The sequence below is a fragment of the Pseudobacillus wudalianchiensis genome, from assembly GCF_001685015.1.
GTDB classification, from domain to species: Bacteria; Bacillota; Bacilli; order Bacillales; family Domibacillaceae; genus Pseudobacillus; species Pseudobacillus wudalianchiensis.
In genome coordinates this window covers 166,095-182,951 of record NZ_MAYT01000001.1, presented here as the reverse complement: position 1 = coordinate 182,951, position 16,857 = coordinate 166,095, and the positions used below count along the sequence as shown (strand labels likewise).

Annotated in this window: 13 protein-coding genes; 2 read left to right on the top strand and 11 right to left on the bottom strand. The window is 38.7% G+C overall.

Annotation, left to right across the window (positions count from 1 at the left end; all coding sequences use genetic code 11):
- Positions 1 to 2: 2 nt before the first annotated feature.
- From A8F95_RS23145 to A8F95_RS00905, 9 genes are all read right to left on the bottom strand, one after another.
- Positions 3 to 2,057: a PAS domain S-box protein gene (locus A8F95_RS23145; RefSeq protein WP_077247155.1), complete on the bottom strand. Its 2,055-nt coding sequence runs from the start codon at positions 2,055 to 2,057 to the stop codon at positions 3 to 5.
- Positions 2,029 to 2,898, bottom strand: coding sequence for a CheR family methyltransferase (locus tag A8F95_RS00940; protein WP_425414963.1), 870 nt, complete (start codon positions 2,896 to 2,898; stop codon positions 2,029 to 2,031). Before A8F95_RS00940 ends, A8F95_RS23145 begins: the two co-directional genes overlap by 29 nt.
- 7 nt (positions 2,899 to 2,905) lie before the next feature.
- Positions 2,906 to 5,626, bottom strand: coding sequence for a response regulator (locus A8F95_RS00935; protein ID WP_065408839.1), 2,721 nt, complete (start codon positions 5,624 to 5,626; stop codon positions 2,906 to 2,908).
- 365 nt (positions 5,627 to 5,991) lie between these two features.
- Entirely contained in the window at positions 5,992 to 6,420 is a 429-nt protein-coding gene (locus A8F95_RS00930; RefSeq protein ID WP_065408838.1) for an RDD family protein, read from the bottom strand.
- Positions 6,421 to 6,445: 25 nt separating this feature from the next.
- Positions 6,446 to 7,849 (bottom strand): M48 family metallopeptidase, encoded by a 1,404-nt coding sequence (locus tag A8F95_RS00925; RefSeq protein WP_065408837.1) that lies wholly within the window; start codon positions 7,847 to 7,849, stop codon positions 6,446 to 6,448.
- 152 nt (positions 7,850 to 8,001) lie between these two features.
- Positions 8,002 to 8,409 carry a hypothetical protein gene (locus tag A8F95_RS00920; RefSeq protein ID WP_065408836.1) on the bottom strand — a complete coding sequence of 136 codons (408 nt, stop codon included), beginning with the start codon at positions 8,407 to 8,409 and terminating at the stop codon, positions 8,002 to 8,004.
- Between the two features lie 69 nt (positions 8,410 to 8,478).
- Positions 8,479 to 9,027 (bottom strand): MFS transporter, encoded by a 549-nt coding sequence (locus A8F95_RS00915; RefSeq protein ID WP_065408835.1) that lies wholly within the window; start codon positions 9,025 to 9,027, stop codon positions 8,479 to 8,481.
- On the bottom strand, positions 9,024 to 10,460 hold the full coding sequence (locus tag A8F95_RS00910; RefSeq protein ID WP_065408834.1) for an FAD-binding oxidoreductase: 1,437 nt from the start codon (positions 10,458 to 10,460) through the stop codon (positions 9,024 to 9,026). Before A8F95_RS00910 ends, A8F95_RS00915 begins: the two co-directional genes overlap by 4 nt.
- A 259-nt stretch (positions 10,461 to 10,719) precedes the next feature.
- On the bottom strand, positions 10,720 to 12,225 hold the full coding sequence (locus A8F95_RS00905; RefSeq protein ID WP_245671046.1) for an N-acetylmuramoyl-L-alanine amidase: 1,506 nt from the start codon (positions 12,223 to 12,225) through the stop codon (positions 10,720 to 10,722).
- Between the two features lie 234 nt (positions 12,226 to 12,459).
- On the opposite strand from A8F95_RS00905, the gene A8F95_RS00900 reads away from it, so the two are divergent.
- Positions 12,460 to 12,603 carry an acid-soluble spore protein N gene (locus tag A8F95_RS00900; protein WP_049663641.1) on the top strand — a complete coding sequence of 48 codons (144 nt, stop codon included), beginning with the start codon at positions 12,460 to 12,462 and terminating at the stop codon, positions 12,601 to 12,603.
- 54 nt (positions 12,604 to 12,657) lie between these two features.
- Here A8F95_RS00900 and A8F95_RS00895 read toward each other — a convergent pair whose 3' ends face one another.
- Positions 12,658 to 13,476 carry a squalene/phytoene synthase family protein gene (locus tag A8F95_RS00895; RefSeq protein ID WP_065408833.1) on the bottom strand — a complete coding sequence of 273 codons (819 nt, stop codon included), beginning with the start codon at positions 13,474 to 13,476 and terminating at the stop codon, positions 12,658 to 12,660.
- A 279-nt stretch (positions 13,477 to 13,755) separates the two neighbouring features.
- Positions 13,756 to 15,339, bottom strand: a complete 1,584-nt coding sequence (locus A8F95_RS00890; RefSeq protein WP_065408832.1) for an S-layer homology domain-containing protein — start codon at positions 15,337 to 15,339, stop codon at positions 13,756 to 13,758.
- Positions 15,340 to 15,701: 362 nt separating this feature from the next.
- Between A8F95_RS00890 and A8F95_RS00885 the strand changes: the two genes are divergently transcribed.
- Positions 15,702 to 16,721 (top strand): AI-2E family transporter, encoded by a 1,020-nt coding sequence (locus A8F95_RS00885; RefSeq protein WP_049666668.1) that lies wholly within the window; start codon positions 15,702 to 15,704, stop codon positions 16,719 to 16,721.
- Positions 16,722 to 16,857 lie beyond the last annotated feature (136 nt).

Genomic DNA, 16,857 nt, shown 5'->3' with positions numbered 1-16,857 from the left:
CTTTAATTTTCTTCTGTTAGAGTAAAGCGAATGAAAAAGGTCGTTCCCTGCTCACTCGTTTTTAAATCAATGATGGCATGATGACGCTCCGCTACGCTATAGCAAATAGCTAGTCCCAGCCCCGTACCTGTATCTTTCGTTGTAAAGAAAGGCGTTCCGATCATTTCAAGAAGCTCCGGTTTAATTCCGTCTCCTTCATCTTTTACTTCCAACACAACTTGGTCTTCTTCCGTGTATGTTTTTAATACCAATTTCCCCCCAGGCTTCATTGCTTCTAATCCATTCAAAGACAGATTTAAAATTAATTGACTAATTTCTTTTTCATCTAAATAAAATTCAGGGCATTCCCCTAACTGGAGTGAAACGAATTTGTCATTCATCAGGGCTTCCGCTTGGATTAATGGATACAATCCCTCAATCACTGGGTTAAGATACTGGCGTTTCTTATTGCTTACCTTATTCTTCGCTAAATTCAGAAATTCTGTAATGATAGAGTTCGCTCTATCTAACTCCCCCAGCATTAAATCAACATACTTCACCATTAAACTTCCTGGATCACTCTTTGAAAGCTCCAAAAACCCTCTAACCGTTGTCATCGGGTTGCGGATTTCGTGAGCGATGCCAGCTGCCATTTCTCCAACTAGATACAAGCGATCTAGCCGAGCTACTTCACTCTCCAACCGCACTCGCTCGGTAATATCTGTAACAGCACTTAACAGACATTTTTCACCTTGGATTTCAAGAATTTCAGTCGAAAGTAATCCATGCCGTATGGCGCCTGATTTCGTTTGATACTGAATTTCAGCATTTTGTACACATTCACCTTTTTTCAAATGGTCTACACCTGCGATATTAAGAATAGGAGCCGTTTGATTCAGTACTTCTTCGTGAGTATAGCCAGTATGTTGGAGCCAGCTTTCATTGACATCGATGTACTTTCCGTCTTCTAATGTACGAAGTTCAATTAAAGAAGGACTCGATTGAAAAATTTTATAAAAGTGCTCTTTTGATAGCCGAAGAGCTTCTGCCATCTTTTCACGCTCTTCTACTTCTCTCCGCAGTTGCCCATTGGCCAGTGACAGCTCCCTGGTTCGTTCCTCCACTAGTTTTTCCAAAATATCATATTGCCGCTTTCGTTCTTTCTCCATTTTTTTTCGATCTGTTATATCACGAATAGAACAAACAAAAAGATACTCTTCTTCGACTTGTGCCTCCCCGATCTGAATTTCAACCGGAACTTCTCTCCCCTCTTTATTCTTTACGGAAGCTTCAAGCAGCTGACCTGTCATTTCTCTTACGTAATCCATGAGCGAAGGGGAAAATCCAGGCAGAAGATTGACCATATGTTTTCCAAGAAGCTCACCTGTTGTATAGCCAAACATACGCGTAACAGCTGGATTAACTGACAAGATACAGCCTTGCTCGTCGAAGGTAATAATCGTATCGAGCAACGTTTCACCAATCACTCGTGCTAGTTCTTCATTTTTTCGTAAATTGTGCGTTGTCCGTTCTAGCTTCTCATTTACTTCCTTTAATTCATTCTGTCGCCGCACTTCACTTTGTTCTCTCATCTTTTTGTGATTTTGATAGATCTTCACAAATTGTTGAACCTTTAATTTTAATGTTTCAGGATGAAAGGGTTTAAATATATAATCGACTGCTCCGACACCATAGCCTTTAATGACATTTTCCATCGTCTGATTAATGGCTGTAATAAAGATAATCGGAATATACTTAGATTTTTCTCTTTCTTTAATAAGATTGGCCGTTTCAAACCCGTTGAGGCCGGGCATTTGTACGTCTAGCAAAATAACAGCAAACTCCTGTTTCAGCACATGCTTTAATGCTTCTTCACCTGAATTTGCACAGACGAGGTGATAATCAGGTGAAGCGAGTACCGCTTTCAATACGAGTAAATTTTCTGGATGGTCATCAACCATTAGAATATTCACCTTCGAATGACCCTCTTCTTCACCTTGCGGCTTTTCCCCCTCACTGTCTGCTGGCATAACCTCGGTGAATAAAGAACTATTGGATCTTTCTGTATAATTTTTCAATCGGATCCACTTCCTTGTAAGAATTTGCAATGCTCGTGAACTTAATTCCTTCCTTACTACCGAGTCCAAGAATCCCAGACTGGATCAAGCTTTCATGAAAAAGGTGATAGACACGATTCTGGAGCCGTTTATTAAAATAAATCGTAACATTTCGGCAAATAATAACGTGGAACTCATTAAATGAGCGATCAGTGGCTAAGTTGTGCTCAGCAAAAACAACATTTTTTGTTAAAGAAGAGTGAAAAGCTGCATTTGTCTGCTTAGCCGTATAATACTCCGAAAAAGCTCGCTTTCCTCCTGCTGCCAAGTAATTTTTTGTGTATAACTGCATTTTTTGCAAGGGAAACTTACCATTTTGTGCATACGTCAGGACACCGTTATTCATGTCTGTCGCATAAATTGTTGTTTTTTCATATAATCCTTCTTCATGTAAAAGGATAGCCATAGAATATACTTCTTCCCCAGTAGAACAGCCCGCATGCCAAATTTTAACAGAAGGACAGGTTCTTAAAAATGGAACGACCTTTTTTCGAAAGGCCAGAAAAAAGTTTGGGTCGCGGAACATTTCAGTTACATTAATTGAAAAGTCTTCAAACAATTTTTGCATAATAGAAGGGTCATGCAAGATCTTTTCTTGTAATCCCGAGATACTCTCTACTTTCTCTGCCCGAACCCGGTTCCAAATTCTACGCTTTAAAAATGGAGGAGCATAGTCTCTGAAGTCAAATCCGTAGTAGCGATAAATTCCTTCCAGTAATAATTCTATCTCTACCATTTCCAATTCCTCATTCGTCATATATTCACGATAGTCTGCCTGCTCTTTTATTTTGCACACCCTCATCCTCCGCCTATCTATATAACCAAACTTGTATAATGGAAAATAGTTGTTCTAAATCAATTGGTTTACTGATATAATCCGAAGCGCCGGCATCAATGCACTGTTGCCGGTCATCTTTCATTGCTTTTGCTGTAAGAGCAATAATGGGCAAGTGTTTAAATTTAGGCATTTCACGTATAGCTCGAATAGCTTCAAAGCCGTTCATTTCCGGCATCATAATATCCATAAAGATTAAATCAATCTCTGGATTTTTTTGTAGAAGCACGACCCCTTCCCTGCCGTTCTCTGCAAACATCACTTCCGCCTGATACTGCTCAAGCGCTGCCGTTAAGGCAAATATATTTCTGATGTCATCATCTACGATCAATATTTTCCTTCCTTTGAATACGGGCTGTCTCCTATCGGTTTCTTTTTGCTCATTCACTAACAATGAATACGATAGCGGAGAAGGAAATTCTGTACGTGCTTCTCCCACGATGGCAGCTGCTGCCTCTTTTTCAAAAATAGAAGCCGTTGCATGTTTCGTTTCTTGATAATCGGGTAAATACAATGTAAATGTACTTCCACTATGCTCTACACTATCTACTTCAATGAAACCGCCTAATAAATGAGCGATTTCTTTACTGATAGAAAGACCTAATCCTGTTCCCCCATATTTACGGCTAATAGTACCGTCGGCTTGTTGAAAAGCCTCAAAAATAATATCTAAATTCTCTTTTGAAATGCCAATACCTGTATCCTTAACGGCAAATAACACTAGACCTGACTGTTTATCCTTTGCGTTTTCCACTATTAGAGATACAGCTCCATGCTCAGTGAACTTAAAGGCGTTAGATAATAAATTCTTTAAAATTTGTTTCACTCGCTGCTTATCCGTTCGAATAGTTTCTGGGAGACCGGCGGCCAGCTCAATATTGAATTGAATCTTCTTTTCGTGGGCAATAGGAGCGAATTGAGCCTGTACGAAGTCTTTAATGTCACTTATCTTTACATCTTCAAACAAGACTTCCATTTTTCCTGCTTCTACTTTCGCTATATCCAAAATGTCATCAATTAAATTTAATAAGTCCTTTCCTGAAGTGAAGATCGTCTTCGCATACTCTACTTGTTCCGGCGAAAGATTGTTCTCGGTATTATCAGCAAGCATTTGAGCGAGAATCAAAAGGCTATTTAGTGGGGTTCGCAGTTCATGAGACATATTCGCTAGAAATTCGGACTTATATTGCGAACTAATCGTTAACTGCTTTGCTTTATCCTCCAACATTATTTTGATCTCTTCTAATTCCCTCGTTTTCTGCTCAGACTGCTCATTTTGCTCTTCAAGTTGTTCATTTACTGCTCGCAGTTCCTCTTGCTGCAATTGAAGCTCTTCAGACTGGCTTTGCAGTTCTTCATTCACCAACTGAAACTCTTCTAACAGCTTTTCGACTTTCATATGATTTAATGTTCGATTGATATTCATACCAATATTATCGATTACTTCTTGAAGGAACGTTTGTTCAAGCCGGCCAAATTCATTAAATGAAGCAAGCTCGATTACCGCCAATACCTCTCCATGAAATTCTGCTGGTATCACAAGTATGTTGGAAGGCAGTGAAGAACCGAGACCAGACTCAATCTTTATATAATCGCCAGGAACTTGTTTAAGCGAGATCGTGCGATTTTCCAGTGCACACTGTCCAACAATTCCTTCCCCTAAATAAAAGCTCTCCTTTATAGAAGAATGAGTGTCCGTGTAAGCAGCCAGCTTTCGTAATTTCTCCTGCTCCCCTTCGCTCTCTTTTATGTAAAATGCCCCGTAATGGGCTCCTGAAATGCTCGCTACCTTATTGATAAACCATTGTGCTAATGCATCTAGATTATCGATCCCTGGATACATTTGCGCTACTTCAGCAATTTTGGTACTTAACCAGCTTCTTTCCTCTGCTTTATTTTTTAATTCTTTTTCTTGTTTAGAGTGTTCTTCAAGAGTTTGAGCCATGGAATTAAAGGCGGAAGCGATTTCTCCGATCTCATCCTTTGTCGTTACTTGTACACGCGGCAATTGCTCTGAGCTGTCAGAAGCTACTTCCTTCATAACGGAAGTTACCTTTCGCAAGCTCCCTGTTATGCTTCTTAAAATCCATGCTGTCACAGCGAGACCAACGAGAAATACGATGACTACATAGGTAAAAATAACTTGATTTGTCCGCTGATACGTCTTAACGGACTTCTCTAATTCTTCATCGATCGTTTGCTTTTGAATTTTTTGCAACTCTCCAGCAATTCTACTCATTTCCTCTCTCACTTTTCGGCTGTCATACCAGAAAATTTTTAACATTTCCTTATCTTGGTCATTTTTTGCCAGGGTATCTGTCATGTCTTCTAGTTCACTATAGGTTCTACCTAATCTATTTAATTCTTTGATTAACTTTTGAGATTGTTTCCGTTTATCTAACTGTTCAAGAGAATCGATAGCTTTATGAACATTTTGAAGGGCCTCAGTTCTATTCATTTCTAATTCGTCTATTAATTCCTTCGGCGGATTGGAAATCAAGCCTCTTGATTCGCGGCTAAATATATTTAATTCATTTTGAATAGTATTTGCTAAATTAAGCATCTCGTAGTTTTTAACTGTAACATTTGTATTTTGGCTAAGCTGATTCATCATCACCATGAGAATAAAATATGAAAAAATGAACAATACAAAAGAAAAGCCAAATCCAATATATAACTTTGTTTTTAGTTTCATTTTATCCCCTTTCTTTGTCAGTTATTTTATGAGTACACAAGCTATAAAAAGGAAACAATAAAGCTTTTTTGCGGATTTACTTAAAATAGGATAATACTTATATGATAAGTCCATGGGTTACAATTTTCAAACAGATTTTCCATTCTTCGGATATAATTCCTCTTAAGGCTTTCTCATAATAGCCTCTTTCTAAGTCTCATAGAGAAATCTAAACACTACTGTTTAAATGAACTTCTTGTTTACAAAAAGATAAAGAAAAAAGCTGGCTTCCTTCGAAGCCAGCTCAATCGATTTAATCTTACCTAAAAGAAAAGATTTCTTTAATCCTATTGAACGAGTTGTTTTCCATTCCTCCGAGCTCTCCCTTAAAGAGAAACAATCTTTGATGATTGAGGAGTGTCGTGGGTTACGTAAGTGCCAGCGATGAAATCGTGAATCGCGCGCTTATCATCTCGCAATCCGACCATAAAAGCACTGATAATGATACCGATTCCTAATGTTAATACGTAGATGAGACCTGCTACAAGTGTCCGCAGCAGCATAGCTCCAATGCCTAGTTTCTCACCATTCACCTTGGCAATGCGAATCCCCATTATTTTCTTCCCTACTGTATATCCCGACCAAACAACAGGAATAATCAGCGCATAGAGGACATTCAGTGTATTGGTAAGTGGGTCACCTTCCAAATCCCCTGTAATAAAATAACTAATAACAGATAAAGGAATTCCAATAATAATTGCATCTAAAAAATTAGCTGCTAATCTTCTCCAAAAACCTGCTGGTTGTCTAATCATGTAAATATTCTCTCCTTTTCACTAGTTAACTGACTTTCTTTAATAATTCAATAATAGGGCGATTGCCTGATTCAATAGCATGCATTAAAGCGGTCATATTCCCGCTGTCCTTGTGCTTAGGATTCGCTCCCAGCTTTAGCAGCACAGCGACGGTTGACGGATCTTCACTAAACACCGCATAAAGTAAAGGAGTGGTTTCATCCTCTTCACTTTGATAATTTGGATCCCCTCCTGCTTCTGCCAATCTCTGCACCATCTTTGCATTCCCCTGCTCGGCAGCTTTCGAAAAAGGAGTCATCCCATAATAATCCTCTTCATTGGGGTCGGCACCAGCTTCTAACAGTTGATCCACCATTTCTTTATTGTTATCCAACACCGCCCAGTGAAGTGGTGTATACCCTTGATTATCTGTTACCTGGATGTCTTCTCCCTTTTTAATAAAAGCAGCAACTGCTGCTGTATTTCCCTTTACAACCGCCTCAATCATTGGAGGAATTGGCTCTGCGGCAGCTTCCTCTTCATCATAGCTTTCAAAATCGTCTGCTAAAATAAAGTCAGCGGCTTTTTCAAATACATACACCCCGCCAGCGATAACCAAACCAAAAATTAGTCCGGCCATTGGTACCCACAGCCAAACTAGCTTGGAGGCCCTTTTGTTAATCATGACTCTCTCTGGCTCATCAAAGAATAAAGCAATTTCATTGATTCGTTTAGGTAAAGGCGGATGCGTGGAAAGAACCTCGCTCAGCCATACAAAGAACCCTTTTTCCTTGTTCATCTGATCTAAATATTCCGCTCGATCGACCTGCTCATAGAGTGCCTTGCCAACGGCAAAAATCGTTAAGCTCTTTTTAGCTGCTTCTCTATTATTGATATAATATGCAGCATAGCGATCACATGTGTACTCGCACGCTCGCAAATATAATTCGGCAATGCCTGGAATCCACATAGCCGGCAGGATAAATAGTGTTTTAGACAAATGATTACGCTTAATATGCGCCAGCTCGTGCGCTATGACAAAAGCTAACTCCCCTCTCGCTTGTTGCTGTGACAGTTCAAAAACTTCCGAATACAATACGACCATATTTCGCCCAAAAAAGCGGGTAGCAAATGCATTCAACACTCCTTGGGACTCCATGACATACACATCAGGTACATACAAAATGCCCATTTTCTTACAAATCTCTTTTACTTGCTCATACACATCTGGGAATTGCCTCTCCGTTAGCTTTACGGCGTTTGTACGTATATACCCGATTGAGAGAGCATGTAAAAATAACGAGATAGCAAGCAGCCCCAGAATAATAAAAATACCTACAATGGAAAACAAAAAAACAGCATACGTAGCGACACTCAATATAAGAACAAGCCAAAAATATTTTTGCTCATTTTTGTGAACGAGACTCTTAAGAGGCATATCTTGATTCATTTACTTATCATGGCTCCTTTATTTATCATCATCTTAGAATAGCAATGGGCAAGAGAATATACTATAGGAATATAGTGGTAAATTGAGCTGTTTTTAGAAAAGGAAAATGCTTTACTGCTAGGTTTTCAATAAATCTTATGCAGCCATCTCCTTCATTCCTCATCTCTTCTTTTCATTTCGTAACCTTCCTCAACACTACCGCCTGTAAGGCTCACTTTCCCATTGTCTACCGAATATAAATACGTCACATGCGGCTCATCTATAAAGACGACCTCCACTGTTTTGCTTGACCTTAAAAAGCTATCGTCCTGCATTAAGACCCAATCGGCACCTGGATATTTCTTTGTTAAATACTCATGCACTCGATCCTTGCTGATATACCACTCTTGAAGAGCAGCCTTTTCCTTATAAATAAGGTAATACACTTCTGCAGTTACTACGACGATGGTAATGAATAAGAATAAAACCCTTCGTTTTTTCCATAAGAGGGCCGTTCCTGTCAATATAAGAACAGGCACTAGCAGAATAGAAAACAGAACGACACCATTAGGACCTATCATTTTTCTCCTCCTCCACCACCAAATAACAGGCTAGAAAAAGATTAAACTATCCAGAGAGACGTATTGATTTCATTGAGAAGCAGCTTGTTCCGGCTTTTTCAATAGAATTATTCCACTCATCACATAAATAAAAGAAGCTAAATAAAAGATGGTCCCAATTGTAAGAAAATCAACAATATAGCCCGTTAAAATAATGGCTATAGCCGCTCCAACCGATGTCCATGTATGATAAGCGCCAATTTGTTGTCCCGCTCTTTCTTTCCTCACGTGACGGGCGAGTGAAGTTTTCTCTGTATTTTTCTGCAGAGCGCCTAGCAGCCCCATAAAAATTTGCAGCACATATACTTGCCATACCTCTGTGACAAGCGGAAAAAACAAGAGAATGACAGCCATTCCCCAGGTATATATCACAAGCAGAAGTTGATCACCTAACTGGTCAGCGCTTTTGCCAATAACCGGGTAAGCGACAGCGGATGTTAATGCAAACAAGCCATACGCCCAGCCAAATTGCGTATAGCTCTCTCCCACATTTCGTAAAAGCAAAACGTAAAAAGGAAAAATCATGCTGCCTGCCATCATAATTAGGCTCTGCGATAAGATAAACCGTCGAAAATTCATTTTCCGTACTCCTCGTAAAATAAATTAATAAAGCGTTCAGCTGGGTCATATTTTCTTTTCATGCGGAAAAACTCTTGGCTGCGAGGATAAGCCGTGTGCAGTTGTTCCATTGACGGATACGCATAATACGGCAAGTAATAGCTTCCCTTGTGATCGAGAGTAACATCAACCATCTTACGGATTACTCTCTCTGTTTGATCAATCTCTTGTGAAGACCTGCCTTGATTAATAAGCAAAACAAATGCAAACATATCCTCCTTAGCATAAGACAATACCGCTTGTTCATCCTTTTCTACATATCGGATAGTAATGTTAAGTAAGTTAAATCCCTCCTCTTTCTCGAGCACAGTTCGCAAATCATCAATATAATCCATGAATTCATTCACCGGAACGAAGTATTCCTGCAGCACCTCTGTCCGGCTGCCATTTTCATATTCCATAAACGCTGTTTCCGACCTCATCACATTGTTTCTCGTTTCAAGCTCGCCGTTCCCTCTTTCCATATAGACACGCTGAAGCTCCCAAAACTTGTTTTTGCCCCAATCGCTATAACGGGATAAGCCGAGCAGCATTTTCGGAGCCGCTACAATCCTGTCTTCCTTCAATGGACTGTGAGCGGCTAGCCCACTTTGGTCAGCAGCAAGTGTCCAATCGGTTACATACATTTCCTTTAAGTACGTATCTGGTGCCACAGAAATGCGAGCGAGATGCATTTTCACCTCCGGGTTGTTCGCCACTTCTTTAAAATAAGAAGTATATTCCTTGTAATCTATCATTCTCGTATTTTTTTCATATAGCTCATCTTTTGCCAGCGTCAAAGTAACATCGAGAATAATGCCAAACAGACCATACCCGCCGATCACAAGCGAAAAAAGCTGCTCGTTTTCTTCTCTGCTAACGTTGATAATATGACCATCAGCCGTTAAGAGCCGAAAAGATTCAACAGTATCAATTAAAGAACCATAACGGATATCCCGGCCATGAACGTTTACACTAAGCGAACCGCCAATCGTAAAAATGTTTTGCGACTGCATCACTTTTACCGCCAAACCATACGGATTAATATACTGTTGAATATCATCCCACGTTGCTCCACTTTGAACGGTTATCGTTCGTTGCTGCGGATCAAAACGGAGAACTTTTTTGTACTTTTTCATGTCAATGACGGTTCCATTTGGATAGTAAGTATGGCCTCCCTGACTATGCTGCATGCCAGCGATCGACAATTTATCTCCCGTTTTATTTGCCCGCCGTACGATATCCTGCAATTGTTTTTCACCCTCTGCCTGTTTGATGCTTTTCACAGCTATTGGCAGCAATCGGCCAGCATCTTCAGCCACGGGATGTAAAAGTTTTTGTTCATACTTATAAATAGAACCCGCAAAAAGCAGACTGTATCCAATAAAAAAAGAAACAATTACTTTTTTATTCATAAACGCGTCTCCTGAAAAAATTGTCTAATTTTATCTTAACATACGAATTAACAATATTTTATTTAAAATCAATAATTTGGAAAATACTTTTTTCAGGTATGCTTTATTTGGTTTTATCCCTATTCAAACTATTTTTCGGGAAATAACTTAAAAAGGGAAACAGCGTAGTAATTGGTCAATCTTCTCTACTTTTTTCACAAAAAAGAAGCTCTCAAAAAGCTAGTGAATCATTAGCCTTTAAAAGAGCTTCTCTTCTACACTATTGTGCTACATCATAAAGGGAATCGACTTGATAACCTTTAGCTTTATAGTAATCTAAAATACCAAGATAGATTGCTTTAGCAGCAGCTGTACGCCAATAATCTGATTTTAGTTTTTGATTGTCGTTTGCATTATCGATAAAACCAAGTTCAGCAAGCGCCGCCGGCATACTGTTATATTTAATAACATAATAATTAGCTGTTTTTACACCGCGATTTTTTAATTGTAAAGCGTTCAGCATCCGTTGCTGGATTTTTGTTGCTAACAATTTACTGTCAGATACGTATGGGTTAGTAGCTGCGGCCGAGTAGTAGAAAGTCTCCGTGCCGTTACCTGCTCCATTGCTGGCGTTCGCATGGATGCTAACAAATACATTGCCGTTTTTGCTTTTAGCAAACTTTGTCCGATCAGACAATGATGGGAATGTATCACCTGTACGGGTCATGTACACTTTAAATGGCGTTTTCTTCAAAAATTCATTTACTTTTAACCCCGTATCCAAGACAACATCTTTTTCATTTATTCCAAAACCAGAAGCACCAGGATCGCTGCCGCCGTGACCCGGATCTAAAATAAGAATTTGATTACCTAAACGCGGGTCTGCCTTGTCAATCACATCAGGCTTCTCAGTTTTGTTATCTGTATTATCATTTTCGTCTGGTGTGGCTGGTGGTGTAACTGGCTGATCTGTCCCGTTAGAGGCCTCTCCTGTGTTACGCAGGTAACTCTTATGAACAAATCCAACAGTATTACCTGCTTTCACATAGACCCAGCTTCCTACTTCATGACCGCCGAGGATTTGAACATTTTTCTGTAAAGAACCTGTTTTTTTATAACTGGTAGACGGGCCTGTACGAACGTTTAAATTATTGGTATCTACCCAAAACGTTTTTGTAAAACTTGTTGTATTTTTTGTTCGGAATTCAGGATTGATGGCACGAGCAAGGAAAACAGAAAAGTCCATGCGAATAATCTGCTGTTTTGATCCAAATGAGCCATCGGACATGCCGCTTGCAATGCCGCGAGACATTAATGCATTCGCTGCTCCAGAAAAGCTTCCGTCAAATGGATAACCAAATGCTCTGGCGATCATAATAGCCATTTCGCCACGTGTTACAGGTTTATTCGGAAGAAAGGTTTTATCTGCATAACCGTTTAAGATTCCTTTATCCACGGCAGATTGAATCAACCCTGATGAAGGATTACTTGCTTGTACATCTTTGAAAATTGTGTTACGCACTTTGCCATCTAATTGCAAAGCACGACTAATGAAAGCGGCTGCTTCTTGACGTGTTACTATTTTTTTAGCATCAAACTTAGTAGCTGATGAGCCAGTTGCAATTCCTCCTTCAGCTAGATAGTTCACTTCTTTTTGCGCCCGGCTAGGCACATCTGTAAAACCACTTGCTTGTGCTGTTGCGTGAAACCCAAAAAGAGGAAGAACTAATAGAAACGCTAACATAACCAAAAACGGACTCTTCTTCACAACTTTGTCTCCCTTCACAAATTTTACCATTTTATTCTAACACACACCTTTTCTTCTAGATATACAAATTTCGACTTCTACTATTTTTTTCGGTAAAAAGAGAGAGTTATGTAGCTTTCTATTTTTGTTGTAATAATAAAAATATCTTTGTAATGTTATTGCAATAAATCGTTCGAATAAAAATTATGTAAAAATGAGGAAAATAAAATCTTTTCCTCATGGTAAAGCTATAAAAGGAAAGGAGGAATTTTCATGAGCAAACCAAAAACAAGCAGAAATCAATTTGCTTCGAATGATACTGGCTCGCCCCCTACATCCTTTGAGGGAAACAAAGGTAAGAAAATGCAGGACACTTCCGGAAAGCATGCTCAAGTGATTCAAACAAAAGGCGAGTAACAAATTATTTTATAAAAAAAAGACAGAAAGCAGCAAAGCCGCTTTCTGTTTTTCCTACTTCTCTATTACTTGACTGACCATTTCCGTTACTTCTGCTCTGCTCATTTTTTCTTTTCCTTTTTCTAAGGCATTAAGCGTACCATGAGCAAGCGCAAGGGGAATTTTACAAAAATTGAGGATGGAGCCTGATTTAATATCTTCTATATACACATCGGCTAAAGCTAAATTGCGCTTAGCATATTTAAACATATCATCTAATTCCCAGCCTTCAGGAAAGAAGCTGACACCGCGTTCTCGGTCTTCAATATGGTTGCGAAGAATATTGACAGACTGTAAACCGCGTCCATAAGCAATCGCCAATTGTTTATCCGTTTCTGTACCGTCGTACCACTTCCAAATATCAGAAAGCATCACTCCAACGAGACCGGCTACGTAGTAGGTATAGTCGTCCAGATCTTCCTCATCTTTTACTCTCCATCCCTTCAGCGCCCAGTCTGCCATGCCCTTTGCCATTATAGAGGTGGCATTTAGCACAGTATCAACAACTGTTGCAGGGCAAAATTTAATCCAATCACCAAGCCGTACGGTCACTTCTGGCAAGTATGTGCGATAAGGCTCAATAATGGAATCAAATTTCTCTTTGTTAAATGATCCTTTTAAGATTTCGCTGATAGAGGTTAGCAAGCTATTTTTCGACGTTGATTCTAGTTCTGGATGATCTTCAATCTCATCGATCGCTCTCATACATAAGTAAGCTGATGCGACAGCTTCCTGCACACCCGGTGCGAGCTGGCTAATCGGAATGAAAAACGTCCTGCTCGTCTCCCTCAGCACGTTAATCGCATCTTTTTGTAAATCATTCGTTTCGCTCATCTTTTGCTGCCTCCTACTATTTTCCCTATTATACGCTAAATATTCTCAAAAACCGATAATTTTTTCACTTATACTTGTATTTTAACATAAAATCTTTATTTCTTATTCAATTGATTTTTTATAGAAGATAACCATCATATTTAGCCTATTTTCCAAGGGCAAGATAGGCCATATAATTTTGGAGAAAATCACTGCATGACCTTTAATATACTGGCTATTTATTATAACAAAAAAAGCCATCCCTCGCTGTCTTCCAGCAAGGAGATGGCAAAAAGCAGTTTATTGTTCTTCCTCTACATCAAAATAAATTTTTTCTACGCCTGTAAATGGAACAGTAGAATCTCCTAGTTTCACAGTTGAGAAGATCAGCAGTGTATGTTCTTGCTGATTGTAGAACATTTTATTGATATTTCCATATGTTCTAAGCTGATCAAAAGGCTTCATTGTCGTATAGTCATACGCTTGAATGTAATTTTTCTTATCAGCTGTGTATAACTCTCCGTACTGAGTATCAAAAGCAACAGAAGTGTATGGACGATCTAATTTTCCGAAAAAGACCATGTCAGAACTTGGCGTAGCAGAAGAGCGGAAAATATGGCCTGTGCTGTTAAAGAGATACTTTCCATCTGGTGAAATGGTTAAGTCCTTGTTCAAAGCATAATCTCCATGATAAGGAGAACGCTGTTCCGGGCTTAATACTCCATCTGTAATCGTAAATGAACTCATGTTTCTTGGCGAAAGGGCGGTCGTGATAGTATAAAGTCTTTTCTGGGACGGATGCATTTGTAAAAGCGTTTGCTCATAGATCATTTGTGAGCTAAGAACTTCGCCCGTACTGCCATTATAGCTGACTAACTTCGTATGCTGTCCCGAACCTGATGAAATATAGACGATCCCATTATTATCCGCTTCAATATCGAATGGATCGATGTCAATATTAATGACTTTTTCTTGTTTCATCGTTGCAGCATCAATGACGGCAAACGCTCCTTGCTGGTCTTTATCAAACCAATAGGAACTATGCTTCCCCTTTAATTGTGTCACATATAATTTGTTATTCGCATAAGCAATTCTTTCCGCCGGGAGGCTCATTTCTACAGACTCTATTTCATACGTATCATAGTTAAGAGCAACGACCTCATTCATACTGCCATCTAACAGATAGATAATAGGCTCTGTTGGATTCATTGCATAATCAACGATATCAAAATCAAATAAAGCTTCTAAATACGTATCCGCAATTTCCGGGTTATCTGGTTGAAAGGATGGCTCAATGACCCGAGCCATAAAAGCGGAGAACTGAGCACGGTCAATTGTTTTTCCAGGCTGGAAGGTACCATCCTTATACCCTACTGTAATATTGTTAGCTGCTAATGCAGAGATAGACCAGTAAGCTTTTGAAGACATCGGTACATCTGTAAATCCTTTTGGATAAATACCGCCTAATTCATAAGCTCTTACGAGAATAATCGCCATTTCAGCACGTGTTAAGTTTCCACGCGGGTCAAAGGCATTATTTCCCTTTCCCGTAATAATCCCCATTTCTACTGCCTTTGCTACTTCTTCATAGCCACGGTCCCCTGGCTTGATATCTTTAAAATTCGGATTAGGTGCATTGCCGAGCTCCGGCTTCATTTCACGTATAATCATCTGTACTGCCTGTACCCGCTGAATAGGAAGAGAGGGCCGAAATGTTCCATCCGGATAACCTAAAATAATTCCTTTACTCGTTAAAAATTCAATTTCTTTCTTGAAGCTAGATACATCCTTAAATGATTGAACTGCGGCAGCCTGGCTAGTACCCGGTAAAATAAGACTAATGACTAGCAAAAAAGCGGCACATTTTGTTAAGAACTTAGACAAATACAACTTCCTTTCTAAAATTTGTTAGCCCATATTATATCCTAGCCTAGATATTTATTCTCTAGTAAATTATAACTATTTATTTCTCATTTATTATTCTTTTTCCATTTGCAGGAAATCTGCTTATTACTATTAAATCTTTAAAAAGATTAGGTGACTTTTTATAGAGGAACAAAAATTAAGGCATCAATATCCAACAAAGGAAAATGTATCCCAAATTATAAATTTTCTCATAATTATTATGGGAAAAAACTCTCTAGCTACTTGTAAACTTTGCTCAGCGAGTTGATAATAAAATGAGATAGAACAAAGAAAGGTTTTATAACAAAAGGTGAGAAACTTGCTAAGGAGTCATAATGGAAATGGATGAGATAAAAGGTTTTTTTCAAAAAAAAGGAGTTAAGCGTATCTTTATCGCCAGTTTAATTATTTTAATTTTATTCCTCATGAGAAGTATGATCAATTTAATACTTCTTACATTTATATTCGCCTTCTTAATGAATCGTCTTGTAGAATTCGCAGCCAGGCGGATCCCGTTAAACCGCAGGCTCCTCGTTGTGTTGATGTATTCACTCATCGTTGGCCTGTTAACATTTGGGCTCGTGAAGTACTTACCTATTATTACTATAGAAATTGGTCAGCTTATTAAGCGTATTACAGCTTTCTATGCTCAGCCCCACGATAATATTTTTATGAACTACGTCGAGAAGATCATTTCCAGCGACCAAATCACTGCCTACCTAGAAAACGGCGTATCTTTCCTGCTTAAATCCTTTAGTGATATTAGTAAAATAAGCATTGATATATTAATATCTTTAATTTTAAGCTTATTTTTCTTATTGGAAAAATCACGACTTCAAGAATTTACAAGAAAGTTTAAAGAAAGTAAGATTGCCCCTTTCTATTATGAAATTGAATTTTTCGGGAAGAAATTCACACGCACTTTCGGAAAAGTGATCGAAGCGCAATTTATCATCGCTTTTGTCAACTGTATCTTATCCGTTATCGCGTTAACAATTCTAGGATTTCAGCAAATATTCGGATTAGCCATCATGATCTTCTTCCTTGGTCTTATTCCCGTTGCTGGAGTGATTATTTCACTCGTTCCTCTTTGTTTAATCGGGTATACTATTGGCGGCTTTATGAAAGTAATCTACGTTATTATCGCTATTGCCATTATTCATGCGATTGAGGCGTATATTTTAAATCCAAAACTGATGTCCTCTAAAACAGATTTACCTGTTTTTTATACGTTCGTTGTACTTCTCTTCTCAGAGCATTTTTTTGGTGTATGGGGATTGATTATTGGAATTCCGGTATTCGTCTTCTTACTTGATGTTTTAGAAGTAACGAATAAAGAAAGCGGAGCCCCTTTATCTTAATAGTTTTTCCAAAAGCCCTTTTCTAAAAAAAGAGGGCTTTTTTTATTTGTTCCAACGCCCTGTTTGGTAAGGATCATTTACAAAATACAACATTTTCCGACAAAAAATACAAAAAAATTCTTTTCTTTTTATCGCT

Coding starts and splice junctions, on each gene's coding strand:
- A8F95_RS00940 (WP_425414963.1), bottom strand. CDS start 2,898: ATGAGGGTGTGCAAAATAAAAGAGCAGGCAGACTATCGTGAATATATG.
- A8F95_RS00935 (WP_065408839.1), bottom strand. CDS start 5,626: ATGAAACTAAAAACAAAGTTATATATTGGATTTGGCTTTTCTTTTGTA.
- A8F95_RS00930 (WP_065408838.1), bottom strand. CDS start 6,420: ATGATTAGACAACCAGCAGGTTTTTGGAGAAGATTAGCAGCTAATTTT.
- A8F95_RS00925 (WP_065408837.1), bottom strand. CDS start 7,849: ATGAATCAAGATATGCCTCTTAAGAGTCTCGTTCACAAAAATGAGCAA.
- A8F95_RS00920 (WP_065408836.1), bottom strand. CDS start 8,409: ATGATAGGTCCTAATGGTGTCGTTCTGTTTTCTATTCTGCTAGTGCCT.
- A8F95_RS00915 (WP_065408835.1), bottom strand. CDS start 9,027: ATGAATTTTCGACGGTTTATCTTATCGCAGAGCCTAATTATGATGGCA.
- A8F95_RS00910 (WP_065408834.1), bottom strand. CDS start 10,460: ATGAATAAAAAAGTAATTGTTTCTTTTTTTATTGGATACAGTCTGCTT.
- A8F95_RS00900 (WP_049663641.1), top strand. CDS start 12,460: ATGAGCAAACCAAAAACAAGCAGAAATCAATTTGCTTCGAATGATACT.
- A8F95_RS00895 (WP_065408833.1), bottom strand. CDS start 13,476: ATGAGCGAAACGAATGATTTACAAAAAGATGCGATTAACGTGCTGAGG.
- A8F95_RS00885 (WP_049666668.1), top strand. CDS start 15,702: ATGGATGAGATAAAAGGTTTTTTTCAAAAAAAAGGAGTTAAGCGTATC.